The sequence below is a fragment of the Streptomyces sp. JLBJ103 genome, assembly GCF_058215575.1.
In genome coordinates this window covers 1227543-1251407 of record NZ_CM177089.1, presented here as the reverse complement: position 1 = coordinate 1251407, position 23865 = coordinate 1227543, and the positions used below count along the sequence as shown (strand labels likewise).

Genomic DNA, 23865 nt, shown 5'->3' with positions numbered 1-23865 from the left:
CCGTGAGCACCTTCAAGGCCCCCCGGGGCACCTATGACCTGATTCCGCCGGTCTCCGCGACCTATCTCGCGGTGCGCGAGGCCATCGCGGCTCCGCTGCGGCGGTCCGGCTACGGCTATGTCGAGACCCCCGGCTTCGAGAACGTGGAGCTCTTCGCGCGCGGTGTCGGGGAGTCCACCGACATCGTGACCAAGGAGATGTACACCCTCACCACCAAGGGCGGCGACGAGCTCGCGCTGCGCCCCGAGGGCACCGCCTCGGTGCTGCGCGCCGCCCTGGAGGCCAATCTGCACAAGGCCGGATCCCTGCCGGTCAAGCTCTGGTACTCCGGCTCGTACTACCGCTACGAGCGCCCGCAGAAGGGCCGTTACCGCCACTTCTCCCAGGTCGGCGCCGAGGCGATCGGCGCCGAGGACCCGGCGCTCGACGCCGAGCTGATCTTGCTGGCCCACGACGCCTACCGCTCGCTGGGACTGCGCGACTTCCGCATCCTGCTGAACTCACTGGGCGACTCCGAGTGCCGCCCCGTCTACCGGGCCGCCCTCCAGGAGTTCCTGCGCGGCCTGGACCTCGACGAGGACACCCGCCGCCGGATCGAGATCAACCCGCTGCGGGTGCTGGACGACAAGCGCGACGCCGTCCAGAAGCAGCTCACCGGCGTCCCCCTGCTGCGCGACCACCTGTGCGAAGCGTGCCGCGCCTACCACGCCGAGGTGCGCGAGCTGATCAGCGCACAGGGCGTGACCTTCGAGGACGACCCCAAGCTGGTCCGCGGTCTGGACTACTACACCCGCACCACCTTCGAGTTCGTCCACGACGGCCTCGGCTCGCAGTCCGCGGTCGGCGGCGGCGGCCGCTACGACGGCCTCTCCGAGATGATCGGCGGCCCCGCGCTGCCCTCGGTCGGCTGGGCGCTCGGCGTGGACCGCACGGTGCTGGCCCTGGAGGCCGAGGGCATCGCACTGGATCTGCCCGACGCCACCAGCGTCTTCGCCGTGCCGCTCGGCGAGGAGGCCCGGAAGATCCTCTTCGGTGTGGTGGCCGAGCTCCGCGCGGCGGGCATCGCCACGGACTTCGCCTACGGCGGCAAGGGTCTCAAGGCCGCCATGAAGGCCGCCAACCGCAGCGGCGCCCGCTACGCGATCGTCGCCGGTGAGCGTGACTTCGCCGAGGGCGTGGTCCAGCTCAAGGACATGGAGTCCGGCGAGCAGACCCCGGTCCCCCTCGACAAGGTCGTCCCCACCCTCCGCACCAAACTCGCCTGACCGCTGACCGTGCCCCGTCACCCATGGCCGGTGTGACGGGGCACGGTGCGCCGGTGTGACGGGGCACGGCTCTCACAGCAGCCCCAGCCGCATCGCGCTCGTGACCGCGGCCGTACGGTCGTCCACGCCGAGCTTGGTGAAGGACCGCAGCAGATGCGTCTTCACCGTGGACTCGCCGATGTACAGCCGACGGCCGATCTCCGCGTTGGTACAGCCCTCGGCGACCAGCCGCAGCACGGCCGTCTCGCGCTCCGACAGCCGCGGCCGCTCGGGCCGGTCCCGGAGCCGGTCCACCAGCCGGGCGGCGACGGACGGGGCCAGCACCGTCTCCCCGCGGGCGGCCGAGCGGATCGCCTCGGCCAGTTCGGCGCGGGGCATGTCTTTGAGCAGGTAGCCCGCCGCCCCGGCCTCCACCGCGCGCAGGATGTCGCCGTCCGTCTCGTACGTGGTCAGGACGATCACCCGGCAGGGCAGTCGGGCCGCGGTCATCCGGGCGATCGAGTCCACCCCGTCGCCGTCCGGCATCCGCAGGTCCATCAGCACCACATCGGGCAGCAGCGAGGCGCTGAGCGCCTCCGCGCGCGGCCCGCTGGCCGCCTCGCCGACAACCTCCAGACCGGGTTCGGCGCTGAGCATCCCGCGCAGCCCCTCCCGTACCACCGGGTGGTCGTCCGCGATCAGTATCCGGATCACCGTGTGCTTCCCTTCCCCGCGGGCGCCGCTGCGGGCGCCCGTACCGGCAGTTCGACCGCCACCGTCGTGCCCGCGCCCGGTACGCCCCGCACCTCGGCCGTGCCGCCCGCCTCCCGGGCGCGGGCGCGCAGCCCCGTGAGGCCGTATCCGCCGTGCGGGACCGCAGGGTCGAAGCCGCGCCCGGTGTCCCGGATCCGCACCCGCAGCACCTCCTCGCCGTAGTCCAGCTCCAGCGCGACCGCGGCGCGGGGACCGGCGTGCCGACGGACGTTGGCCAGCGCCTCCTGGCACGAGCGCAGCGCCACCACCTCCACCCCGGCGGACAGCGGACGGACCGCCCCCGACACCTCGACCCGGGCGGGGGCGCTTGTCTCCTCCTCGTGCCGCGCGGCCAGCCGCCGCACCGCGTCGGGCAGCGAGCTGCCGTCCAGTCCGGCCGGGCCCGCCCCGGCGACCAGGGCGCGCGCCTCGGCCAGATTCTCGCGCGCGGTACGGGCCATCAGATCCAGATGGCGGCGGGCCAGCGGCACATCGCGTTCGACCTCCGACTCCACGGCCTGAACGAGCATCAGCAGACTGGTGAAGCCCTGGGCGAGGGTGTCGTGGATCTCCCGGGACAGCCGCTCCCGCTCGGCGAGGGCGCCGTGCGCCGCGGACAGCCGCGCCACCTCCTCCCGGCTCGCCTCCAGTTCGGCGATGAGCGCGGCGCGTTCCCCGCTCTGGTCGACGACCATGATGATCCAGCTTCCGAGGACCGCCGAGAACGCCAGGGTGACCACGGCGAACAGCGAGTTGAGGAACAGAGCGTTCGCATCGGGCCGGCGCACCAGCGCCCAGGCCACCACCGGCAGGAGGTTGAGGGAGGCCACGGCGGCCAGCGCCCAGCGCAGCCGCAGCAGGATGAAGCACTGCGGCGCCAGGGCGAACAGGGCGATCCGGGTCTCGCCGATGAACGCCGAGGGCAGCAGAAAGAACACGGCGAGCCCCACGAGATAGAGCACCCCGCGGCGCCGGTCCTCCTCCGCGTCCAGCAGAACCCGCCGGCCGACCAGCACGTACCAAGGCGCGCCCGCGGCGAAGAGCGCCGCCGCGGCCGCGCGGGCGCCGGGATCCGGATCGGACCCGAACACGATGAACAGCAGGGTCGCGATGAACACGATCGCGTAATAGGCGTCCCAGCGGCGGTGGAGGCGGGAGAACACATCGGTGTCGCGGGGACCGGTCATCCGTCGCGGCGGCTTTTCCAGCGGAACGTGAGCAGGCACAGCACCAATCCTCCGACGCACCAGGCGCCCAGCACCAGCGCGATCCGCCCGTACTCCCAGGAGCCCGTCTGCTCCAGCACCGCCGCCGACTCGGGCAGGAAGACCCCGCGGAATCCCTGGCACATCCACTTCAGCGGGAAGAGGGCGCCCACATTGAGCATCCAGTCCGGCAGGGTGTCGAAGGAGATGTAGACACCGGAGATGAACTGGAGCACCAGGAACGGCAGGACGACCACCGAGGTGGCGCTCTTGCCCGAGCGCGGCACACTGCTGATGGCGATGCCCAGCAGCGCGCAGCCGGTCAGCCCGAGGGCGAAGACCCAGCCGAATGTCAGCCATTTGTCCGCGCTCGTGGGCAGATCCAGATCGAACAGGGTCGCCCCGACGAGCAGCAGCAGGCCGGTCTCCACGATCCCGGTGACCAGCACCAGCCACAGCTTGCCGAGGAAGTACGCGGCCGGGGGCATCGGGGTGCCGCGCAAACGCCGCAGCACCTTCTCATCGCGTTCGACCGCGATGGAGACGCCCAGCGACTGGAAGCTCGTCGACATCACGCCCGCGGCGATCATGGCCGCCACATAGAGCTGTGAGGCGGTGACGCCCGCACCCTTCACATCGTCGCTGAAGATCGAGGCGAACAGGGCCAGGATGACCACGGGGAAGGCGAAGGTGAAGACCACCTGTTCGCGCTGGCGGAAGAACTGCCGCAGCTCGATGGCGCCACGGTGCAGTCCGACGCTCCAGGCGCCGGGCAGCGGGCGGGACGCGGCGGCGCCGCGGGTACGGATCGTGGTCATCGCGCGTTCTCCTCGTCCGCCGCCGCGCCGCCGAACTGGCCGCTGAGCCGCAGATAGACGTCCTCCAGAGTGGGGCGGGCGATCCGCAGCCCCGGTATCTCGCCGTCGAAGCGGCGCATCAGCGCGGCGACGGTACGGGTCGGGGTGGCGGTCTCCTCGCTGCACGGCCCGGTGCCGGGATCGGTCCAGTGGACCGTCGCCAACGATCCGTACCGGTCCCGGAGTTCGGCGGGGGTGCCCTCGGCGGCCACCTGGCCCGCGGCGATGACCGCGAGGCGGTCCGCCAGTTCCTCCGCCTCCTCCAGATAGTGCGTGGTCAGCACGATCGTGGTGCCCTCCGCGGCCAACTTCCGGATCAGCTCCCAGAACTGACGTCGCGCCACCGGGTCGAAACCGGTGGTCGGCTCGTCCAGGAGCAGCAGCTCCGGATCGCCGATCACCCCGAGCGCCACATCCAGCCGCCGCCGCTGGCCGCCCGACAGCGCCTTGACCCGGCTGCGCGCCTTGGCCTCCAGCCCGACCAGCCCGATGACCTCGTCGGGGTCGCGCGGCCGGGGGTAGTAGCGGGCGAAATGGCGCACCGTCTCCTCCACCGTCAACTCGGCGGGGGCCGATTCATCCTGCCAAACGATGCCGATCCGGGAACGCCAGTCCCGTCCCGCCGAGCCGGGATCCTGACCCAGCACGTTGACGTCTCCCGTATCCCGGTCGCGATGGCCCTGGAGGATCTCCACCGTCGTGCTCTTACCCGCCCCGTTGGGCCCCAGGATCCCGAACACCTCGCCCTGCTGGATGTCCAGGTCAACGCCGTCCAGCGCGGTGATCGCGCCGTATCTCTTGCGGAGTCCGCGGACCCGTACCGCTTGATGTGTCATGGTCACGAGACTGGCGCCCCGGGCGGCTTCCGGGGACGACCGGGCGGCCGACCTTATGTCCGTCGAACGGGGGACACGCGATGATGGCCGAGCTGTGGTAACCGGGCCGTACGGCGATGCCCGGTGCGGCACAATGGCCGTGCCCGGCGGGGGACTGGACACTCTGGACTCGGTGGAGAGCGACGGACGGCGATATGGCGACGACAGTGGTGGACGACGTGGAGACCGGCGAGGCACGGAAGAGCGTGCGGACCGGGACCGGAGGCGGTCGCGCCTTCTCCCTGCTGCTCGTGATCACCGGAGCGCTGGGGCTGCTCGCCGCCTGGGTCATCACGATCGACAAGAACAAGATCCTCGAGGCCAAGGCCGCGGGGAAGACCTACACCCCCGGGTGCAGCCTCAACCCCATCGTCTCCTGCGGCAACATCATGGAGAGCCACCAGGCCCAGGCGTTCGGCTTCCCGAACCCGATGCTGGGGCTCGTCGCCTACGGGATCGTCATCTGCGTGGGCATGTCCCTGCTGACCGGGGCCCGCTTCCCGCGCTGGTACTGGCTCACCTTCAACGCGGGCACGCTTTTCGGCGTCGCGTTCTGCACCTGGCTCCAGTACCAGTCGCTGTACGTCATCGGCTCGCTGTGCCTGTGGTGCTGCCTGGCCTGGGTCGCGACCATCGTGATGTTCTGCTACGTCACCGGCTACAACATCAAGCACGGCTACCTTCCGGCGCCCGAGGGGCTCAGGCGCGGGCTGCTGGAGTTCCACTGGGTGGTACCGGTGCTGTGGGTCGGGATCCTCGGCATGATGGTCCTCACCCGCTGGTGGGACTTCTGGACCGGCGCCCAGGGCTGAGGGTGCCGCTCGTTGAGCGGTACTGGGGTCCAGCGGCGAGTGAGCCGAAGGGGCGCGCCGCTGTCGAAAGGGAGAGCGCGCGGAGGCCCTGAGGAACGAAGGGCCGAGCACGGTCGACCGTCGTCAGTGGCTGAGGCGCCCCGGAGGTGAACCGAGCCCCCATAAAGAAGGCAAGCCCTGTCAGTGGGGTGTCATAGGCTTCCCGCGTGGAGCCAGACCTGTTCACCGCCGCCGCTGAGGAACGCCAGGAGAAGGACCCCGCCAGCAGTCCGCTGGCGGTGCGGATGCGCCCGCGCACCCTGGACGAGGTCGTGGGGCAGCAGCATCTGCTGCGGCCCGGATCTCCGCTGCGGAGGCTGGTCGGCGAGGGCAATGGGGGACCGGCCGGACCGTCGTCGGTGCTGCTGTGGGGGCCGCCGGGCATCGGCAAGACGACGCTGGCGTATGTGGTCAGCCAGGCCACCCAGAAGCGCTTTGTGGAGCTGTCGGCGATCACCGCGGGGGTCAAGGAGGTGCGGGCCGTCATCGACGGTGCGCGCCGTTCCTCCGGGGCGTACGGCCGGGAGACGGTGCTCTTCCTCGACGAGATCCACCGCTTCAGCAAGGCCCAGCAGGACTCGCTGCTGCCCGCCGTCGAGAACCGCTGGGTGACGCTGATCGCGGCCACCACCGAGAATCCGTACTTCTCGGTGATCTCCCCGCTGCTGTCCCGTTCGCTGCTGCTCACCCTCGAGTCGTTGACCGACGACGATCTGCGCGGGCTGGTGAGCCGGGCGCTGGCCGACGAGCGCGGGCTCGGCGGCGCGGTCACCCTGCCCGAGGAGGCCGAGGCGCATCTGCTGCGGATCGCGGGCGGTGACGCCCGGCGCGCGCTGACCGCGTTGGAGGCGGGGGCGGGCTCGGCGATAGCCAAGGGCGAGGCCGAGATCACGCTGACCACGCTGGAGGAGGCGGTTGACCGCGCCGCGGTGAAGTACGACCGCGCGGGCGATCAGCATTACGACGTGGCGAGCGCGCTCATCAAGTCCATCCGCGGCTCGGACGTGGACGCGGCGCTGCACTATCTGGCGCGGATGATCGAGGCGGGGGAGGATCCGCGGTTCATCGCCCGGCGGCTGATGATCTCGGCGAGCGAGGACATCGGTCTTGCCGATCCCACCGCACTGCCCACCGCGGTGGCCGCGGCGCAGGCGGTCGCGCTGATCGGTTTCCCCGAGGCCGCGCTCACCCTCAGCCACGCCACCATCGCGCTGGCCCTCGCGCCCAAGTCCAACGCGGCCACCACGGCGATCGGCGCGGCGCTGGCGGATGTACGGGCGGGGCTGGCCGGGCCGGTGCCGCCGCATCTGCGCGACGGTCACTACAAGGGCGCCGAGAAGCTCGGGCACGCCCAGGGCTATCTCTATCCGCACGACCTCCCGGGCGGGATCGCCGCGCAGCAGTACGCCCCCGACAAGATCCACGGCAAGCGGTACTACGAGCCGACGCGTTACGGGGCGGAGGCGCGTTACGCCGATGTGGTCGAGCGCGTGCGCGCCCGGCTGCGCGGCGACGCGCCCCCCGCACCGGACGCGTCGTAGGAACCGGGCACTCCCGCCGTCAGATTCATCCGGCTCAGATTCATCCGGCCGCGGCGTCGAAGAGCAGATGCATCGCCCGCCGCAGTTCGGACACACTGCCCACCGGCTCGGGGAAGTCGAAGCGCGCGTCGAAGGGTTGGCCCGAGCCATCGGTGAAGCGGACCCGCAGCCCGAAGCGGTCCAGGGCCACCGGGATCGCCGCACCGCGGGTGCACACCAGCGACGAGCGGTCGCCGAGCAGTGCGCACAGCCCGCGTACCTGGTCGCTGTGGGCCGCGTGCAGATGCTGGAGCAGATCGGCCTCGTGCGGGGCCAGCGGATCGGGGTCGGCGAGCGCGAACTCCTCCGGCTCGACGTCGTCGGCGCCCCACAGGTCGTCCACACCCGCCTCGGCGACCTCCAGCCGCAGCAGCGCCCAGGACGTCCGCGGGGAGGGGCCGTTGCCGGAGTCGGGCAGCAGTGCCTCCCGCAGCCCGAGCAGTTCCCCAACCGGGTGACGTTCGGCCATCAGTGCCGCCCCGGCCGCTCGCTCTCCGTTGCGTACCGGAGTGAGCCAGCCGGAGATCCAGGCGCGGCCGCGGATCCGGTGGGGCATCGCGACGGGGGCGACGTCCGTGATCTCCATCACGCAGGCCAGGTCGTCGTGCTGGGCGTAGGCGGCGGCGCGGGCCGCCGGGGAGCCGCCGGGGACCAGCAGCAGCACGTCCCCGTCGGGGGCCACCGTACGGGCCGCCGGTTCATGCGCTCCGAGATCGTCCGGGGCCTCGATTCCAGGAATTGTCAAAGACGCCGTAGCCTTGGCATCCACGAGAGTACGTATGCGCTCCGCCGCCGTCGGCCGCAGAGCGCCGTCCATGGGACGCGGCTGACCCTTCTCGGCGCTCTGACCAGTGCTGGGCAGGGGGATCCCAGGTCGAAACATGCGTCCTCCTCGGCTAAGGTAAGGCTAACCTAACGTACATGGAGGTTCGTTCCACGTGAACCAGTCGCGTCCCAAGGTCAAGAAGTCGCGAGCGCTCGGCATCGCGCTGACCCCGAAGGCCGTCAAGTACTTCGAAGCCCGCCCGTACCCGCCGGGTGAGCACGGCCGTGGCCGCAAGCAGACCAGTGACTACAAGGTCCGTCTGCTGGAGAAGCAGCGTCTGCGCGCTCAGTACGACATCAGTGAGCGCCAGATGGTCCGTGCCTACGACCGCGCTCGGAAGGTCGAAGGCAAGACGGGCGAAGCCCTGATCGTCGAGCTTGAGCGCCGTCTGGACGCGCTCGTCCTGCGGAGCGGTATCGCCCGCACGATCTACCAGGCCCGCCAGATGGTGGTCCACGGTCACATCGAGGTCAACGGCCGCAAGGTCGACAAGCCCTCCTTCCGCGTCCGCCCGGACGATGTGGTGATGGTCCGCGAGCGCAGCCGCGAGAAGCACCCCTTCCAGGTGGCCCGTGAGGGTGGCTACGCCCCCGATGGCGAGACCCCGCGCTACCTTCAGGTCAACCTGAAGGCGCTCGCCTTCCGCCTGGACCGGGACCCCAACCGCAAGGAGATCCCGGTGATCTGCGACGAGCAGCTCGTCGTCGAGTACTACGCCCGCTGATCCAGCGGACACCGCGTACTCACCCGGCCCGCGGGTTCCCTCGACACCGGTCGACGGGGGCCCGCGGGCCGTTTGGTCCCGCCTGCCCGGTCCGCCCCTGTCCGGCCGCGAGCGCGGGACCTCTTATGCGTTTCAGCCCGGCCCACGCGGCGCGATAAGGTCGATACCTGCCGCCCGCGCCCGGACGACCGCCCGAGAGCGGCGGGCGACGGACAACCGATACGACGACGACCGACGACGAGCGGCAGCAGGGGAGCGGTGCAACGTGTCCGGTGGAGAGGTGGCCGGGATCCTCGTGGCCGTCTTCTGGGCGATCCTCGTGTCCTTCCTCGCCTTCGCGCTGGTGAGGCTCGCGCAGACGCTCAAGGCGACCACCAGGCTGGTGGACGAGGTCACCGAGCAGGCCGTACCGCTGCTCAGTGAGGCGTCCGCGACCGTCCGTTCGGCCAACACCCAGCTCGCGCGGGTGGACTCGATCGCGGCCGATGTCCAGGAGGTCACCTCCAACGCCTCCGCGCTCTCCTCGACCGTCTCCACCGCCTTCGGCGGACCGCTGGTCAAGGTGGCCGCGTTCGGCTACGGCGTACGCCGCGCGATCGGCCGCAAGGGGCGCCCGGACGAGCGGCCCGCGCGCACCGTCGTCGTCGGCAAGACCCTGCCGTCCGCCCGCTGGGGCGGCCGCCGCAACCGTGGATCGAAGGGCTGACAGACCGGATGTTCCGCCGCACGTTCTGGTTCACCACCGGCGTCGCCGCCGGCGTATGGGCCACCACCAAGGTCAACCGCAAGCTCAACCAGCTCACCCCGGAGAGCCTGGCGGCGCAGGCCGCCGACCGGGCGGTGCTCGCGGGCCGGCGGATCAAGGTCTTCGCGCTCGACGTGCGGGACGGCATGGCCGACCGCGAGGCGGCGCTCAAGGACGCGCTCGGCCTGACCACGGCACCCGCCGACGACATCCGGCAGCTGCCCGCCCAGCGCAGCCGCGCCCAACTCACCCACCCCCACCACCACACACCCGCCGGAAATGAGGACCACTGATGGAGTCGGCTGAAATCCGCCGCCGCTGGCTGCGCTTCTTCGAAGAGCGCGGGCACACCGTCGTGCCGTCGGCGTCCCTCATCGCGGACGACCCGACGCTGCTCCTGGTTCCCGCGGGCATGGTCCCTTTCAAGCCGTACTTCCTCGGCGAGGTCAAGCCGCCCTTCGACCGGGCCGTCAGCGTGCAGAAGTGCGTCCGTACCCCGGACATCGAAGAGGTCGGCAAGACCACCCGGCACGGCACCTTCTTCCAGATGTGCGGCAACTTCTCCTTCGGTGACTACTTCAAAGAAGGTGCCATCCGCTACGCCTGGGAGCTGCTGACCGCCTCCGTCGAGGACGGCGGGTACGGTCTGGAGCCCGAGCGGCTGTGGATCACCGTCTACGAGCAGGACGACGAGGCCGAGCGCATCTGGCGCGAGGTCATCGGCATCCCCGCCGAGCGCATCCAGCGCCTGGGCATGGGCCCCAACTACTGGTCCATGGGCGTCCCCGGCCCCTGCGGCCCCTGCTCCGAGATCAACTACGACCGCGGTCCGGAGTTCGGCGAGGAGGGCGGCCCGGCCGTCAACGACGAGCGCTACGTGGAGATCTGGAACCTGGTCTTCATGCAGTACGAGCGCGGTCCGGGCGAGGGCAAGGAGAACTTCCCGATCCTCGGCGAGCTCCCCTCCAAGAACATCGACACCGGTCTCGGCCTCGAGCGGCTCGCCATGATCCTCCAGGGCGTGCACAACATGTACGAGACCGACACCCTGCGCGTGGTCATGGACAAGGCCACCGAGCTGACCGGGGTCGCCTACGGCGCCACCCAGGACAGCGATGTCTCGCTGCGCGTGGTCGCCGACCACATGCGGACCTCCGTCATGCTCATCGGCGACGGCGTCACCCCCGGCAACGAGGGCCGCGGCTATGTGCTGCGCCGCATCATGCGCCGCGCCATCCGCAATATGCGCATCCTCGGAGCCACCGGACCGGTCGTCGGCGAGCTGGTCGATGTTGTCCTGAAGACGATGGGTCAGCAGTACCCGGAGCTGCTCACCGACCGCAAGCGCATCGAGACCGTCGCCCTCGCCGAGGAGTCGGCCTTCCTCAAGACGCTGAAGGCCGGTACCAACATCCTGGACACGGCCGTCACCGACACCAAGGCCGCCGGTGGCACCGTCCTCCCCGGCGACAAGGCGTTCCTGCTCCATGACACCTGGGGCTTCCCGATCGACCTCACCCTCGAGATGGCCGCCGAACAGGGCCTGAGCGTGGACGAGGACGGCTTCCGCCGCCTGATGAAGGAGCAGCGGGAGCGCGCCAAGGCCGACGCCAAGGCCAAGAAAACCGGCCACGCCGATATGTCCGCCTACCGCGAGGTGGCCGACGCCTCCGGCTCCACCGTCTTCACCGGTTACAGCGACACCGAGGGCGAGTCCACCGTCGTCGGACTGCTGGTCGACGGGGTGTCCTCGCCCGCCGCCTCCGAGGGCGACGAGGTCGAGGTCGTCCTGGACCGCACCCCGTTCTACGCCGAGGGCGGCGGCCAGCTCGCCGACATGGGCCGGATCAAGCTGGACTCCGGCGCCGTGGTCGAGGTGCGGGACGTCCAGCAGCCGGTGCCCGGTGTCAGCGTGCACAAGGGCGTTGTGCAGGTCGGTGAGGTGACGGTCGGCTCCGGCGCCTACGCCCAGATCGACGTCACCCGCCGACGCGCCATCGCCCGCGCCCACAGCGCCACCCACCTCACCCACCAGGCGCTGCGCGACGCCCTCGGCCCGACCGCCGCCCAGGCCGGTTCGGAGAACTCGCCGGGCCGCTTCCGCTTCGACTTCGGCTCGCCGGCCGCCGTGCCCGGCACGGTGCTCACCGATGTCGAGCAGAAGATCAACGAGGTCCTCTCCCGTGAACTCGACGTCACCGCCGAGGTGATGAGCATGGACGAGGCCAAGAAGCAGGGCGCCATCGCCGAGTTCGGCGAGAAGTACGGCGACCGGGTGCGCGTGGTGACCATCGGCGACTTCTCCAAGGAGCTCTGTGGTGGCACGCATGTGCACAACACCGCCCAGCTGGGCCTGGTGAAGCTGCTCGGCGAGTCCTCCATCGGCTCCGGGGTGCGCCGGGTCGAGGCCCTGGTGGGCGTGGACGCCTACAACTTCCTCGCCCGTGAGCACACGGTCGTCTCCCGGCTGACCGAGCTGGTCAAGGGCCGCCCGGAGGAGCTCCCGGAGAAGATCTCCGGCATGCTCAGCAAGCTCAAGGAGGCCGAGAAGGAGATCGAGCGGTTCCGCGCCGAGAAGGTGCTCCAGGCCGCCGCCGGTCTCGTCGCGGGCGCCAAGGACGTCCGGGGCGTGGCCCTGGTCGCCGCTCAGGTGCCGGACGGCACCTCCGCCGACGATCTGCGCAAGCTGGTGCTGGACGTCCGAGGACGTATCCCTGGCGACCGCCCGGCCGTCACCGCCCTGTTCACGGTGGCGGGTGGCCGTCCGCTGACCGTCATCGCCACCAACGAGGCCGCCCGTGAGCGCGGTCTGAAGGCCGGTGACCTGGTCCGCGCCGCCGCCAAGACGCTCGGCGGCGGAGGCGGCGGCAAGCCGGACGTCGCCCAGGGCGGCGGCCAGAACCCGGACGCCGTCGCGGAGGCCATCGAGGCCGTCGAGCGGCTTGTCGCGGAATCGGCCTGACCGCGGTGCGGCGCGGCAGGCGGATCGCCATCGACGTCGGGGACGCCCGGATCGGGGTCGCCTCGTGCGACCCCGACGGGATCCTCGCCACCCCCGTGGAGACCGTGCCGGGGCGCGACATCCCGGCCGCTCACAAGCGGCTGGTGGCGATCGTCGAGGAGTACGAACCCATCGAGGTGGTGGTCGGCCTGCCGCGTTCGCTCAGCGGACGCGAGGGGCCGGCCGCGGCCAAGGTACGCACCTTCGCGCGGGAATTGGCCCGGCGGGTACAACCCGTTTCGGTGCGGCTGATCGACGAGCGTATGACCACTGTCACAGCGTCCCAGGGGCTGCGCGCGTCCGGTGTGACGTCCAAGAAGGGCCGTTCGGTGGTTGACCAGGCAGCGGCCGTGGTCATCCTGCAAAGCGCGCTGGAGGCGGAGCGTACCTCGGGACGGCCTCCGGGTGAGGTCGTCGAAGTGGTCATCTGATCGCGATACGGTAACGTTCCGCGCGACATGGCAGCCGCACACCGTGCCACGAGCACCCACCGCGGCTGCCACCACCGTCGCTAGGGGTTCGATGACTGAGTACGGCCGGGGATCCGGCTCCCAACCGTGGCATCCCGAGGACCCGCTGTACGGGGACCAGGGATGGGGACACCAGGCGGTTACGGGTCAGGATTCCCACTCCCAGGACCCTTACGCCCAGGATCCGTACGGCGGTTACGGTCACGACACCTACGGGCAGGATCCCTACGGGCACCAGCGCGATCCCCACGGATATGCGCGGGACCCGCAGCAGTTCCAGCAGCAGCCGCAGTGGAACGGCCAGGGCAACGGCCAGGGCAACGGTCATCCGCAAACGCAGGGTCAGGGACAGGGCCAGGGTCAGGGGCAGCCGTACCAGGGCGGCGGCTGGGACGGCGGCTACGGCGGCGGCCAGGATCCGTACGACCCCTACGCCCGGCCCGCCGATCCGTACGGCGGAGGCCAGGGTGTTCCGGCACCGGGCGACCACTACGCCCAGGACGGCTATCAGCAGCAGGTCCCGCAGGCGGCGCCGCAGACGCAGGCGATGCCGCGGATGCGGCAGCAGGCCCCGCAGACGCGGCAGATGCCGCGGGTGCCCCAGGAGCCCGCACCGGACGAGCCGGCCGCCGAAGAGCCCGCCGAGCGCGAGGACGACCACCCGTTCTTCCAGGACGGCAAGGGCAGCCGCGGCCGGATCGCCTCCGACGACATGGAGGACGAGGAGACCGAGGGCGATGAGCGGCGCGGCAAGAAGGGCGGATCGGGCAAACCCGCCAAACGCCGCAACGGTACCGCCTGTCTGTTCGTCAGCGTCGCCCTGGTGGGTGTGGTCGGCGGAGGCGGCTACTTCGCCTACGACTTCTGGCAGACCCGCTTCGGCCCGGCGCCGGACTACTCCGGTTCGGGCACCGGCTCGGTCACCGTCGAGATCCCCGACGGCTCCGGCGGCGCCGCGATCGGCGACATCCTCACCAACAAGGGTGTGGTCAAGAGCAGCCGGGCCTTTGTGAAGGCGGTGGACGACAGCGGCAAGGTCATCCAGCCCGGTACGTACACCCTGCGCAAGGAGATGTCCGGCGCGTCCGTGGTCAAGATGATGACCGACGGGTCGGCCAGCAACGCGCTCATGGTCACCGAGGGCATGCGCAACGCCATGGTCTACGCGGCCATGGACAAGAAGATCGGCCTCAAGTCCGGTACCACCGCGGGTATCGCCAAGAAGGAGGCCAAGAACCTCGGCCTGCCCTCCTGGGCCAACGACAACGCCAAGATCAAGGATCCGCTGGAAGGATTCCTCTACCCATCCCGCTACAGCGTGGGCAAGGGCGCCAAGCCTGAGGACGTCCTGCGCAAGATGGTCACCCTGGCCAAGCAGAACTACGCCAAGCAGGACCTGGAGGGCAAGGCGAAGGAGCTGGGTCTGAAGTCGCCGCTCCAGCTGATCACCGTGGCCAGCCTGGTGCAGGCGGAAGGCGTCACCCACAGCGACTTCCGCAAGATGTCCGAAGTGGTCTACAACCGGCTGAAACCGGGCAACACCGAGACCAATGGCAAGCTGGAGTTCGACTCCACGTACAACTACATCAAGAACCAGAGCAAGATCGACATCCCGATCAACGAGATCAAGAAGTACAACAACCCGTACAACACGTACTTCTACGCCGGTCTGACGCCCGGCCCGATCGGCAACCCGGGCGAGGACGCGCTCAAGGCGGCCATGAACCCGACCGACGACGGCTGGTACTACTTCATCTCGCTCGACGGCAAGACCAGCCAGTTCTCCAAGACCTACGCCGAACACCAGCGTTGGGTCGACAAGTTCAACAGGCAGCGCAGGAACAACGGCTGAGGAAAGATGTCGGAAAACCGCAGGGCCGCGGTGCTCGGTTCGCCCATCGCCCACTCCCTGTCACCGGTGCTGCACCGGACCGCCTACCGCGAACTGGGCCTGGACGGCTGGGTCTACGACCGCTTCGAGGTGGACGAGGCCGCACTGCCGGGCTTCTTCGCGCGGCTCGGCGAGGACGAGGGGCCCGCGTGGGCCGGGCTCTCCCTGACCATGCCGCTCAAGCGCGCCGTCATCCCTCTGCTGGATCGGATCAGCGACACCGCGGCGTCGGTGGAGGCCGTCAACACGGTGGTCTTCACCGACGACGGCGAACGGGTCGGGGACAACACGGATATCCCGGGCATGCTGGCCGCCCTGCGTGAGCGCGGCGTGGAGCGGGTGGAGCGCGCCGCGGTGCTGGGCGCCGGAGCCACCGCCTCCTCGGCGCTGGCCGCGCTCGCCCGGATCTGCGACGGCGAGGTCACCGCGTATGTCCGCAGCGAGGCCCGCGCGGCCGAGATGCGGCAGTGGGGCGAGCGGCTCGGGGTGGCGGTGCGTACGGCCGACTGGGCCGACGCGGCCACGGCCTTCGACGCGCCCCTGGTGATCGCCACCACCCCGGCGGGCACCACCGACGCGCTCGCCGGGTCCGTCCCGGACCACCCCGGCGCGCTCTTCGACGTCCTCTACGACCCCTGGCCGACCCCGCTCGCCGCCGCCTGGTCGGCGCGCGGCGGCGCGGTCGTCGGGGGTCTCGACCTGCTGGTGCACCAGGCGGTTCTCCAGGTCGAGCAGATGACCGGACGGACCCCGGCACCACTGGCCGCGATGCGCGCGGCGGGCGAGGCCGCGCTGGCGGCGCGCTCCCGCTGACCCGCTGCCATCCGGGTTGGTGCGGTCCGCCAGCTGGACCGGAGCCCCGGGCGCCCCCGCGGACGTGGGAGGATCGGAGGTGGCGGGCCAGGGCCGCGTACCCCCAGCCACCGCTGGGAGGTGTCCCCAGGCCGCGCCGCACGACGTCGAGGCGCGAAGCATGAGGGAGCACCGTTGAGCAGGTTGCGTTGGCTGACCGCGGGGGAGTCGCACGGCCCCGCACTCGTGGCGACGCTGGAGGGGCTGCCCGCCGGTGTACCGATCACCACTGACATGGTGGCGGACGCCCTGGCACGGCGGCGGCTCGGCTACGGCCGCGGTGCCCGGATGAAGTTCGAGCGTGACGAGGTCACCTTCCTCGGCGGCGTACGCCACGGTCTGACCATCGGCTCCCCGGTCGCCATCATGGTCGGCAATACGGAATGGCCGAAGTGGGAGCAGGTCATGGCGGCCGACCCGGTGGACGAGGAGATCCTGGCGGGCCTGGCCCGTAACGCGCCGCTCACCCGCCCCCGCCCGGGCCACGCCGACCTTGCCGGGATGCAGAAGTACGGCTTCGACGAGGCACGGCCGATCCTGGAGCGCGCCAGCGCCCGGGAGACCGCGGCCCGGGTCGCGCTCGGCACCGTCGCTCGCTCCTACCTCAAGGAGACGGCCGGGATCGAGATCGTCTCCCATGTGGTGGAGCTGGCCGCCGCCAAGGCCCCCTACGGCGTCTACCCCCAGCCCTCCGACGTCGAGAAGCTGGACGCCGACCCGGTGCGCTGCCTGGACGCCGACGCGAGCAAGGCGATGGTGGCCGAGATCGACCAGGCCCACAAGGACGGCGACACCCTCGGCGGTGTGGTCGAGGTGCTGGCCTACGGCGTGCCGGTGGGCCTCGGCTCGCATGTGCACTGGGACCGGCGGCTCGACGCCCGGCTGGCGGCCGCGCTCATGGGCATCCAGGCCATCAAGGGCGTCGAGGTCGGCGACGGCTTCGACCTCGCCCGGGTGCCCGGCTCCAAGGCGCATGACGAGATCCTGCCGAGCGACGACGGCATCAAGCGCGCCTCCGGCCGCTCCGGCGGCACCGAGGGCGGGCTGACCACCGGCGAGCTGCTGCGCGTCCGGGCCGCGATGAAGCCGATCGCGACCGTGCCGCGCGCCCTGGCCACGGTCGATGTCACCACCGGCGAGCCGACCAAGGCCCATCACCAGCGCTCCGACGTCTGCGCGGTCCCGGCGGCCGGGATCGTCGCCGAGGCGATGGTCGCGCTGGTGCTTGCGGACGCGGTCGCGGAGAAGTTCGGCGGTGACTCGATCACCGAGACCCGCCGCAATGTGCGGAGCTTCCTCGAGAACCTGGCCATCCGGTGAGCGCCGTGAGCGGGCCGGACGGGCCCGCGGTGATCCTGGTCGGGCCCATGGGCGTCGGCAAGACGACCGTCGGGCAGGTGCTCGCGGACCGGCTGGGCACCACCTTCCGCGACACCGACGCCGATATCGTCGCCACCTCGGGCAAGGAGATCTCGGAGATCTTCATCGACCTGGGCGAGCCGCACTTCCGCGAGCTGGAGCGGCAGGCGGTGCGGACCGCGGTCGCCGAGCACAGCGGCGTGCTCGCCCTGGGCGGCGGCGCGGTCATGGACGAGGGCACCCGCGCCCTGCTGGCCGGGCTGCCGGTCGTCTTCCTCGAGATGGGCGTCGCCGAGGCCGTCCGGCGCACCGGCCTGGACGCCCCGCGTCCGCTGCTCGCCGTCAATCCGCGGCAGCGCTGGCGTGAGCTGATGGAACAGCGCCGCCCGCTGTACACCGAGGTCGCCCGTGCCGTGGTGGCGACCGAGGGCCGTACCCCCGAAGACGTCGCCGACGCCGTCCTGGACGCACTGGAGCTGAAGAAGGCATGACCACCGATACCCCCACGCGCATCCACGTCGCCGGTACCGCGGGGACCGCGTCGTACGAGGTCCTGGTCGGACGGCAGCTGCTGGGTGAGCTCCCCGGGCTGATCGGCACGGCGGCCAAGCGCGTCGCCGTGCTGCATCCGGAGGCGCTGGACGAGACCGGTGAGGCCATCCGCCAGGACCTCGCCGACCAGGGCTACGAGGCCATCGCCATCCAGCTGCCGAACGCGGAGGAGGCCAAGACCGCCGAGGTCGCCGCGTACTGCTGGAAGGCGCTCGGCCAGACCGGCTTCACCCGCACCGATGTGATCGTCGGTGTCGGCGGCGGCGCCACCACCGATATCGCGGGCTTCGTGGCCGCCACCTGGCTGCGCGGAGTGCGCTGGATCGCCGTGCCGACCACCGTGCTGGGCATGGTGGACGCGGCGGTCGGCGGCAAGACCGGGATCAACACGGCCGAGGGCAAGAACCTCGTCGGCGCCTTCCACCCGCCGGCCGGAGTGCTGTGCGACCTGGCCGCGCTGGACTCGCTGCCAGTCAACGACTACGTCAGCGGTCTTGCCGAGATCATCAAGGCGGGCTTCATCGCCGATCCGGAGATCCTGGAGCTCATCGAGCGGGATCCGGCCGCGGCCCGCACCCCCACGGGTCCGCACACCGCCGAGCTGATCGAGCGCTCGATCCGGGTCAAGGCCGAGGTCGTCTCCAGCGACCTCAAGGAGTCCGGACTGCGCGAGATCCTCAACTACGGGCACACCCTCGCGCACGCCATCGAGAAGAACGAGCGCTACAACTGGCGGCACGGCGCCGCGGTGTCCGTCGGCATGGTCTTCGCGGCCGAACTCGGCCGTCTCGCGGGCCGTTTGGACGACGCCACCGCCGACCGGCACCGCACCGTGCTGGAGGCCGTGGGCCTGCCGCTGACCTACCGCGGCGACCAGTGGCCCCGGCTGCTGGAGACCATGAAGGTCGACAAGAAGTCCCGCGGTGACCTGCTGCGCTTCATCGTCCTCGACGGTCTCGCCAAGCCGTCGGTCCTGGAGGGGCCGGACCCGGCCGTGCTGCTCGCGGCGTACGGCGAGATCTCGGCCTGAGCGAGGCCGCTGTCCGATGGCGGACCACCGGTCGTATGGCCGGATTCCGTCACAACTCCGTCATCGCCGCCGGGGCCCGCGGTACCACCGCGGGCCCCGGCAAAACCGCTCCGGGAGCTGGCATCCGCAGCCCTGCGGCGAGGAATTGCCTGGCTGACGCGGTGTACCGGGCACGCAACAGGTTTCTCTGCCGTTCACACAGCGGACGTCCGGGCAGGTACCGTTCGGTACGAGCGGCCTCACCGCCGCCTCGCTGTGCGACAGTTGCCGTAACTTGCCTGTACGAGACGGAGTGCCACCGGATGCAGCACGCAGTGGGAGCTCCGCTGCCACCGCCCCACGGGCCGGGGCAGGGGCCCGGACCGCAGGGCGCAGGCTGGGCCCAAGGCGCAAGCCACCACCCGGGCCCGCACCCGAACCCTCCCGTTCCGCCCGTGCCCCCGGCGCCCGCCCATCCGGTCCCGCCCCCGCATCAGGCCCCGCCCCCGCACCTGCCTCCGCCCGTACCCCAGGCATCGGTTCCCTCCGTGGCGCCGCCGCCCGCCGAGACGGTGGGTGTCACCGGCCATGTCCAGCTGCCGCCCGGCGGCCCGGTGCCGCTGCCGCACCCCTCGCCGGACCAGGCGATGCCCGACGCCTCGCAGACCGCGGTGGCGGTGCTGCTGATCGGCCCGGCCGGGGCGGGCAAGACCACGGTCGCCCGCCACTGGGCCGACCGCCGGCGGGTGCCCACCGCCCACATCAGCCTGGATGACGTCCGCGAATGGGTCAGATCCGGTTTCGCCAACCCCCAGTCGGGGTGGAACGAGAACTCCGAAGCGCAGTACCGGCTGGCCCGCCGCACCTGCGGCTTCGCCGCCCGTAACTTCCTGGCCAACGGCATCTCCTGCATCCTCGACGACGCGGTCTTCCCGGACCGCCCGGTGGTCGGGCTCGGTGGCTGGAAGCGCCATGTCGGCCCCGGGCTGCTGCCCGTCGTGGTGCTGCCCGGTCTGGAGATCGTGCTGGAGCGGAACGCGGAGCGCAGCGGCACCCGCCGCCTCAGCGATGAGGAAGTGGCCCGGATCCACGGCCGGATGGCCGGGTGGTACGGCTCCGGGCTGCCGATCATCGACAACTCCACCCAGGATGTGGAGACCACCGCGCGGATGCTGGACGAGGTCGTCGCCCGCTCCATCGCGAGCCCGCCCACCTGGTAGTTCCCGAGGTCCGTCGCACGGGCCCGCCCATACGGACCCGCTCGACCGGCCGCCGGGCGTGACCCTGCGTACGCTCGGGGTCATGTCCGAGGTGTACGCCGTTCGCCGGGCCCGCCTGCGCGACCAGTGCGCCACGGCCGGGAACGGCGCCGCGCTGGTCTCCCGGCCGACCAATGTGCGCTATCTGTGCGGTGTCGCGCCGCCCGGCGCCGTACTGCTCCTCGGTCCGGCACAGGATGTGCTGGTGGCGGCCGAGACTCCGGCGGCACCGACCTGGGGGCTGGGGTCTCCGTCGCACCCCGAGGATCTGCGGCTGCTGATGCTGCCCGGCCCCGATGGCGATCCGGCCGTGGCCGCCGCCGACCTGGCCGCGGCCGACGGCGCCGAGTCACTGGCGGTCGAGGAGCACGATCTGACCGTCGCCCGGCACCGGGCGCTCGGCTGTGCCGCTCCCAAGCTGCTGCTGGCCGACCTCGGCCGGGCGGTGGAACAGCTGCGGCTGATCAAGGACGACGAGGAGATCTCCCGGCTGCGGATCGCCGGGGAGCTGGCCGATCAGGCCCTCGGTGAGCTGCTGGAATCGATCCTGGTGGGCCGGACCGAACGCCATCTGGCGCTGGAGCTGGAGCGTCGGCTGGTGGATCATGGCGCGGACGGACCGGCCTTCCCCACCGTGGTGGCCGCCGGGCCGAACGCCGGACGGGCCGGGCATCTGCCCACCGACCGCCGGGTCGAGGAGGGGGATTTCCTCACCATCTGTATGGGCGCGGAGTACCGCGGCTACCGCTGCCAGGTGGGGCGGACGTTTGTGATCGGCCCCTCGCCCGCGGACTGGCAGGTCGAGCTGTACGACCTGGTCTTCGCCGCTCAGCGGGCCGGACGGGAGGCCCTGGTGCCCGGAACCGGGTACCGGGACGTGGACCGGGTGACCCGTCAGGTGCTGGACGCGGCGGGCTACGGAGACGGGCTGGAACCCCGTACCGGACACGGTGTGGGCCTGGAAATCGACGAGGACCCTCGGCTCGCACCGTCGGCCATGGGTAAACTGGACGCTTGTGTGCCGGTCACCGTCGAGCCGGGGGTCCACCTCCCGGGCCGGGGCGGTGTCCGGATCGACGACACGCTCGTCGTCCGCCCCGAGGCGGATGGCGGACCCGAGCTACTCACCATCACGACCAAAGAGCTGCTCGCGCTCTAGCTTTGGCTTCGGCCGACAAACGGCGCGCCGCATCTTTCTGGTCTCCATCAGCTGCCAGTCCAGGAGATCCCGCAACCGTGGCATCCACGAACGACCTCAAGAACGGCATGGTGCTCAAGCTCGAAGGCGGCCAGCTCTGGTCCGTCGTCGAGTTCCAGCACGTCAAGCCCGGCAAGGGCCCTGCTTTCGTGCGCACCAAGCTCAAGAACGTGCTGTCCGGCAAGGTGGTCGACAAGACCTTCAACGCCGGCGTGAAGGTCGAGACGGCCAATGTCGACAAGCGCGGCATGCAGTTCTCGTACAAGGACGGCGAGAGCTTTGTGTTCATGGACATGGACACGTTCGACCAGATCTACATCACCCCCGAGGTCGTCGGCGACAACGCCCGCTACCTGCTCGAGGGGTTCGAGGCGGTCGTCGCGATGTACGAGGGCAACCCGCTCTACGTCGAGCTGCCCGCGGCCGTCGAGCTCGTGATCGAGTACACCGAGCCGGGCGTCCAGGGCGACCGCTCCACCGGTGGCACCAAGCCGGCCAAGCTGGAGACCGGCTATGAGATCGGTGTGCCGCTCTTCATCACCACCGGTGAAAAGATCAAGGTTGACACCCGTTCCGGTGAGTACCTCGGTCGGGTGAACAACTAACCGTGGCTGCCCGCAACAAGGCCCGTAAGCGTGCCTTTCAGATTCTCTTCGAGGCCGATCAGCGTGGCAGCTCCGTGCAGACCGTCCTCGCGGACTGGATACGGCACGCCCGGACCGACGACCGGCAGCCTCCGGTCAGCGAGTACACGATGCAGCTGGTCGAGGGGTACGCGCAGCACACCGCCCGGATCGACGAGCTGATCGCCACCTATGCGGTGGGCTGGACGCTGGACCGGATGCCGGTCGTCGACCGGAACATCCTGCGGCTCGGCGCGTACGAGCTGGTGTGGGAGGACGCGACCCCGGACGCGGTGGTGATCGACGAGGCGGTGCAGCTCGCCAAGGAGTTCTCCACCGATGACTCGCCGGCCTTTGTCAACGGCCTGCTGGGCCGCTTCAAGGAGCTGAAGCCGAGTCTGCGCCGGGATCTCGAGCACCCGGCATGATGCGCTGCCGCTGAGGCCGGACCTCATACGGAAGCCGCCGGGGGCGGTGGAGGACCTCAATGAGGTCCTCCACCGCCCCCGGCGGCACGTTTCTGCTGGTTGTGGACAGAAAGACGACCGAAGGCGTCCGAAAGCGTCTGAGGCGGCTCAGGCCGCCGCTCAGACGTCCTCGTGCTGGACGGCGCGACGAGCGTCGGCGCCCAGCACACCCCAGCTGATCAACTGCTCGGTCAGCACGGAGGGCGACTGGTCGTAGATAACGGCGAGGGTGCGCAGATCGTCCTGGCGGATCGAGAGCACCTTGCCGTTGTAGTCACCACGCTGGCTCTGGATCGTCGCGGCATACCGCTGGAGCGGGCCCGCCTTCTCGACCGGCACATGGGCCAGCCGCTCCAGGTCCAGTACCAGCTTCGGCGGCGGCTCGGCAGCGCCGGCCGGGCTTGTGCCCGGAAGCAGCTCCTGCACCGGGACACCGTAGAAGTCGGCCAGCTCGGCGAGACGCTGTACGGTCACGGCACGGTCGCCGCGCTCGTACGATCCCACCACGACGGCCTTCCAACGGCCCTGTGACTTCTCCTCGACACCGTGGAGGGAGAGGCCCTGCTGGGTGCGGATGGCGCGGAGCTTGGCCCCGAGCTGTTTGGCGTATTCGCTGGACATAAAGCTCCCCGGACGAAGACTGGTAACTCACTGTGAGGTTACGCAGCGTAATCTCGGTTCGTCAAGCCGAACGGGGCGGAGGGGCTCCCGCCAGGGGTGTTGGCGGACGACCCGCACGCCCCTGCTACTGTGAATGGCGCAAATCCGACGTCCTTTAAGGTCCGTCCCGTGAGGCGGAGAAGGAGGTCCGTTTCGTATGGACGCACACACCTCGAACGCCGCGCGCTCGGTGCTGGAAGCACCCGATATCGCGCGCGTCCTCACCCGCATCGCCCACGAGATCGTCGAGCGCGCCAAGGGCGCCGACGATGTGGTGCTGCTCGGTATCCCCACCCGCGGTGTCCATCTCGCCCGGCGGCTGGCCGCCCGGCTGGAGGAGATCACCGACCGGGCGCCCGGTGAGGTCCCCGTCGGCTCGCTCGACATCACCATGTACCGCGACGACCTGCGGCTGCGCCCAGCCCGCGCGCTCGCCCGCACCGAGATCCCCGGCGACGGCATCGACGGCCGCCTGGTGGTCCTGGTCGACGATGTGCTCTTCTCGGGCCGCACCATCCGCGCCGCGCTCGACGCCCTGGGTGACATCGGGCGCCCCCGCGCGGTCCAGCTGGCGGTCCTCGTCGACCGCGGCCACCGGGAACTGCCGATCCGCGCCGACTACGTCGGCAAGAACCTCCCGACGTCGCTGCGGGAGACGGTCAAGGTTCAGCTCACCGAGGAGGACGGCCGCGACAGCGTCCTCCTCGGCCTGCGCGAGACCACCCCCGCGGACGGGCAGTAGCGCCTGCCCGACGGCACGGCACCCGGCGATCCCGGGGACCGGCCGCCGGACGCCCCGGTGCCGCCCTGCCGCCACCGGGCCGCGCCTGCCCGCCCGTACGCCCGCTCACCTCCTTCACCCAC

General features: G+C 70.8%; 24 protein-coding genes. 18 read left to right on the top strand and 6 right to left on the bottom strand.

Going from position 1 to position 23865, the window contains the following annotated elements; all coding sequences use genetic code 11:
• Nucleotides 1-2: 2 nt before the first annotated feature.
• Nucleotides 3-1265, top strand: a complete 1263-nt coding sequence (hisS, locus tag AC4BEG_RS05210) for a histidine--tRNA ligase (RefSeq protein ID WP_490704735.1) — start codon at nucleotides 3-5, stop codon at nucleotides 1263-1265.
• A 72-nt stretch (nucleotides 1266-1337) separates the two neighbouring features.
• Here hisS and AC4BEG_RS05205 read toward each other — a convergent pair whose 3' ends face one another.
• The 4 genes from AC4BEG_RS05205 to AC4BEG_RS05190 are packed head-to-tail and all read right to left on the bottom strand — an operon-like array spanning nucleotide 1338 to nucleotide 4895.
• Nucleotides 1338-1958, bottom strand: a complete 621-nt coding sequence (locus AC4BEG_RS05205) for a response regulator (RefSeq protein WP_490704734.1) — start codon at nucleotides 1956-1958, stop codon at nucleotides 1338-1340.
• Entirely contained in the window at nucleotides 1955-3223 is a 1269-nt protein-coding gene (locus AC4BEG_RS05200) for a sensor histidine kinase (RefSeq protein WP_490704733.1), read from the bottom strand. The genes AC4BEG_RS05205 and AC4BEG_RS05200 overlap by 4 nt, the downstream gene beginning before the upstream one ends.
• Nucleotides 3181-4020 (bottom strand): ABC transporter permease, encoded by an 840-nt coding sequence (locus tag AC4BEG_RS05195; RefSeq protein WP_490704732.1) that lies wholly within the window; start codon nucleotides 4018-4020, stop codon nucleotides 3181-3183. The genes AC4BEG_RS05200 and AC4BEG_RS05195 overlap by 43 nt, the downstream gene beginning before the upstream one ends.
• Nucleotides 4017-4895: an ABC transporter ATP-binding protein gene (locus AC4BEG_RS05190; protein WP_490704731.1), complete on the bottom strand. Its 879-nt coding sequence runs from the start codon at nucleotides 4893-4895 to the stop codon at nucleotides 4017-4019. Before AC4BEG_RS05190 ends, AC4BEG_RS05195 begins: the two co-directional genes overlap by 4 nt.
• A gap of 194 nt (nucleotides 4896-5089) precedes the next feature.
• Here AC4BEG_RS05190 and AC4BEG_RS05185 point away from each other — a divergent pair, with 194 nt between their 5' ends.
• Both AC4BEG_RS05185 and AC4BEG_RS05180 read left to right on the top strand, forming a co-directional pair.
• Entirely contained in the window at nucleotides 5090-5746 is a 657-nt protein-coding gene (locus tag AC4BEG_RS05185; protein ID WP_490704730.1) for a vitamin K epoxide reductase family protein, read from the top strand.
• Nucleotides 5747-5952: 206 nt separating this feature from the next.
• Nucleotides 5953-7326 (top strand): replication-associated recombination protein A, encoded by a 1374-nt coding sequence (locus tag AC4BEG_RS05180; protein ID WP_490704729.1) that lies wholly within the window; start codon nucleotides 5953-5955, stop codon nucleotides 7324-7326.
• A 40-nt stretch (nucleotides 7327-7366) separates the two neighbouring features.
• Here the strand turns inward: AC4BEG_RS05180 and AC4BEG_RS05175 are convergent, their stop codons facing one another.
• Entirely contained in the window at nucleotides 7367-8110 is a 744-nt protein-coding gene (locus tag AC4BEG_RS05175) for a DUF2470 domain-containing protein (protein ID WP_490704728.1), read from the bottom strand.
• 193 nt (nucleotides 8111-8303) lie between these two features.
• On the opposite strand from AC4BEG_RS05175, the gene rpsD reads away from it, so the two are divergent.
• The 14 genes from rpsD to nusB all read left to right on the top strand — a co-directional run bounded on the left by rpsD (nucleotide 8304) and on the right by nusB (nucleotide 22302).
• Nucleotides 8304-8915: a 30S ribosomal protein S4 gene (gene rpsD, locus AC4BEG_RS05170; protein ID WP_490704727.1), complete on the top strand. Its 612-nt coding sequence runs from the start codon at nucleotides 8304-8306 to the stop codon at nucleotides 8913-8915.
• A 265-nt stretch (nucleotides 8916-9180) separates the two neighbouring features.
• A complete protein-coding gene (locus tag AC4BEG_RS05165) occupies nucleotides 9181-9621 on the top strand; it encodes a DUF948 domain-containing protein (RefSeq protein WP_490704726.1) in 441 nt (146 codons plus the stop codon).
• Between the two features lie 8 nt (nucleotides 9622-9629).
• On the top strand, nucleotides 9630-9953 hold the full coding sequence (locus AC4BEG_RS05160) for a DUF6167 family protein (protein ID WP_490704725.1): 324 nt from the start codon (nucleotides 9630-9632) through the stop codon (nucleotides 9951-9953).
• The gene (alaS, locus tag AC4BEG_RS05155; protein WP_490704724.1) at nucleotides 9953-12622 is read left to right on the top strand and encodes an alanine--tRNA ligase; all 2670 of its coding nucleotides are present in this window, start codon (nucleotides 9953-9955) and stop codon (nucleotides 12620-12622) included. The genes AC4BEG_RS05160 and alaS overlap by 1 nt, the downstream gene beginning before the upstream one ends.
• A gap of 5 nt (nucleotides 12623-12627) precedes the next feature.
• On the top strand, nucleotides 12628-13092 hold the full coding sequence (ruvX, locus tag AC4BEG_RS05150; RefSeq protein WP_490704723.1) for a Holliday junction resolvase RuvX: 465 nt from the start codon (nucleotides 12628-12630) through the stop codon (nucleotides 13090-13092).
• A gap of 91 nt (nucleotides 13093-13183) precedes the next feature.
• Nucleotides 13184-14983: an endolytic transglycosylase MltG gene (gene mltG / locus AC4BEG_RS05145; RefSeq protein WP_490704722.1), complete on the top strand. Its 1800-nt coding sequence runs from the start codon at nucleotides 13184-13186 to the stop codon at nucleotides 14981-14983.
• A 6-nt stretch (nucleotides 14984-14989) separates the two neighbouring features.
• Nucleotides 14990-15835, top strand: coding sequence for a shikimate dehydrogenase (locus AC4BEG_RS05140; protein ID WP_490704721.1), 846 nt, complete (start codon nucleotides 14990-14992; stop codon nucleotides 15833-15835).
• 174 nt (nucleotides 15836-16009) lie between these two features.
• Nucleotides 16010-17194: a chorismate synthase gene (aroC, locus tag AC4BEG_RS05135; RefSeq protein WP_490704720.1), complete on the top strand. Its 1185-nt coding sequence runs from the start codon at nucleotides 16010-16012 to the stop codon at nucleotides 17192-17194.
• Nucleotides 17195-17241: 47 nt separating this feature from the next.
• Nucleotides 17242-17724 (top strand): shikimate kinase, encoded by a 483-nt coding sequence (locus AC4BEG_RS05130; protein WP_490706982.1) that lies wholly within the window; start codon nucleotides 17242-17244, stop codon nucleotides 17722-17724.
• Nucleotides 17721-18815, top strand: coding sequence for a 3-dehydroquinate synthase (gene aroB / locus AC4BEG_RS05125; RefSeq protein WP_490704719.1), 1095 nt, complete (start codon nucleotides 17721-17723; stop codon nucleotides 18813-18815). The genes AC4BEG_RS05130 and aroB overlap by 4 nt, the downstream gene beginning before the upstream one ends.
• Nucleotides 18816-19117: 302 nt before the next feature.
• The gene (locus AC4BEG_RS05120) at nucleotides 19118-20014 is read left to right on the top strand and encodes a Pro-rich N-terminal domain-containing protein (protein ID WP_490704718.1); all 897 of its coding nucleotides are present in this window, start codon (nucleotides 19118-19120) and stop codon (nucleotides 20012-20014) included.
• Between the two features lie 82 nt (nucleotides 20015-20096).
• Nucleotides 20097-21212, top strand: coding sequence for a M24 family metallopeptidase (locus AC4BEG_RS05115; protein WP_490704717.1), 1116 nt, complete (start codon nucleotides 20097-20099; stop codon nucleotides 21210-21212).
• 77 nt (nucleotides 21213-21289) lie between these two features.
• The gene (gene efp, locus AC4BEG_RS05110) at nucleotides 21290-21856 is read left to right on the top strand and encodes an elongation factor P (RefSeq protein ID WP_060950464.1); all 567 of its coding nucleotides are present in this window, start codon (nucleotides 21290-21292) and stop codon (nucleotides 21854-21856) included.
• Between the two features lie 2 nt (nucleotides 21857-21858).
• Nucleotides 21859-22302: a transcription antitermination factor NusB gene (gene nusB / locus AC4BEG_RS05105; protein WP_201873067.1), complete on the top strand. Its 444-nt coding sequence runs from the start codon at nucleotides 21859-21861 to the stop codon at nucleotides 22300-22302.
• Nucleotides 22303-22461: 159 nt separating this feature from the next.
• Here the strand turns inward: nusB and bldD are convergent, their stop codons facing one another.
• Nucleotides 22462-22962, bottom strand: coding sequence for a transcriptional regulator BldD (gene bldD / locus AC4BEG_RS05100; protein WP_014056259.1), 501 nt, complete (start codon nucleotides 22960-22962; stop codon nucleotides 22462-22464).
• A gap of 196 nt (nucleotides 22963-23158) precedes the next feature.
• On the opposite strand from bldD, the gene pyrR reads away from it, so the two are divergent.
• Nucleotides 23159-23743, top strand: a complete 585-nt coding sequence (gene pyrR, locus AC4BEG_RS05095; RefSeq protein WP_201873070.1) for a bifunctional pyr operon transcriptional regulator/uracil phosphoribosyltransferase PyrR — start codon at nucleotides 23159-23161, stop codon at nucleotides 23741-23743.
• Nucleotides 23744-23865 lie beyond the last annotated feature (122 nt).

Bases quoted from the DNA above. Each gene is read 5' to 3' on its own strand.
- AC4BEG_RS05195 (WP_490704732.1), bottom strand. From the start codon at position 4,020: ATGACCACGATCCGTACCCGCGGCGCCGCCGCGTCCCGCCCGCTGCCC.
- AC4BEG_RS05190 (WP_490704731.1), bottom strand. From the start codon at position 4,895: ATGACACATCAAGCGGTACGGGTCCGCGGACTCCGCAAGAGATACGGC.
- AC4BEG_RS05185 (WP_490704730.1), top strand. From the start codon at position 5,090: ATGGCGACGACAGTGGTGGACGACGTGGAGACCGGCGAGGCACGGAAG.
- AC4BEG_RS05160 (WP_490704725.1), top strand. From the start codon at position 9,630: ATGTTCCGCCGCACGTTCTGGTTCACCACCGGCGTCGCCGCCGGCGTA.
- alaS (WP_490704724.1), top strand. From the start codon at position 9,953: ATGGAGTCGGCTGAAATCCGCCGCCGCTGGCTGCGCTTCTTCGAAGAG.
- mltG (WP_490704722.1), top strand. From the start codon at position 13,184: ATGACTGAGTACGGCCGGGGATCCGGCTCCCAACCGTGGCATCCCGAG.
- AC4BEG_RS05140 (WP_490704721.1), top strand. From the start codon at position 14,990: ATGTCGGAAAACCGCAGGGCCGCGGTGCTCGGTTCGCCCATCGCCCAC.
- AC4BEG_RS05130 (WP_490706982.1), top strand. From the start codon at position 17,242: ATGGGCGTCGGCAAGACGACCGTCGGGCAGGTGCTCGCGGACCGGCTG.
- aroB (WP_490704719.1), top strand. From the start codon at position 17,721: ATGACCACCGATACCCCCACGCGCATCCACGTCGCCGGTACCGCGGGG.
- AC4BEG_RS05120 (WP_490704718.1), top strand. From the start codon at position 19,118: ATGCAGCACGCAGTGGGAGCTCCGCTGCCACCGCCCCACGGGCCGGGG.
- AC4BEG_RS05115 (WP_490704717.1), top strand. From the start codon at position 20,097: ATGTCCGAGGTGTACGCCGTTCGCCGGGCCCGCCTGCGCGACCAGTGC.
- bldD (WP_014056259.1), bottom strand. From the start codon at position 22,962: ATGTCCAGCGAATACGCCAAACAGCTCGGGGCCAAGCTCCGCGCCATC.
- pyrR (WP_201873070.1), top strand. From the start codon at position 23,159: ATGGACGCACACACCTCGAACGCCGCGCGCTCGGTGCTGGAAGCACCC.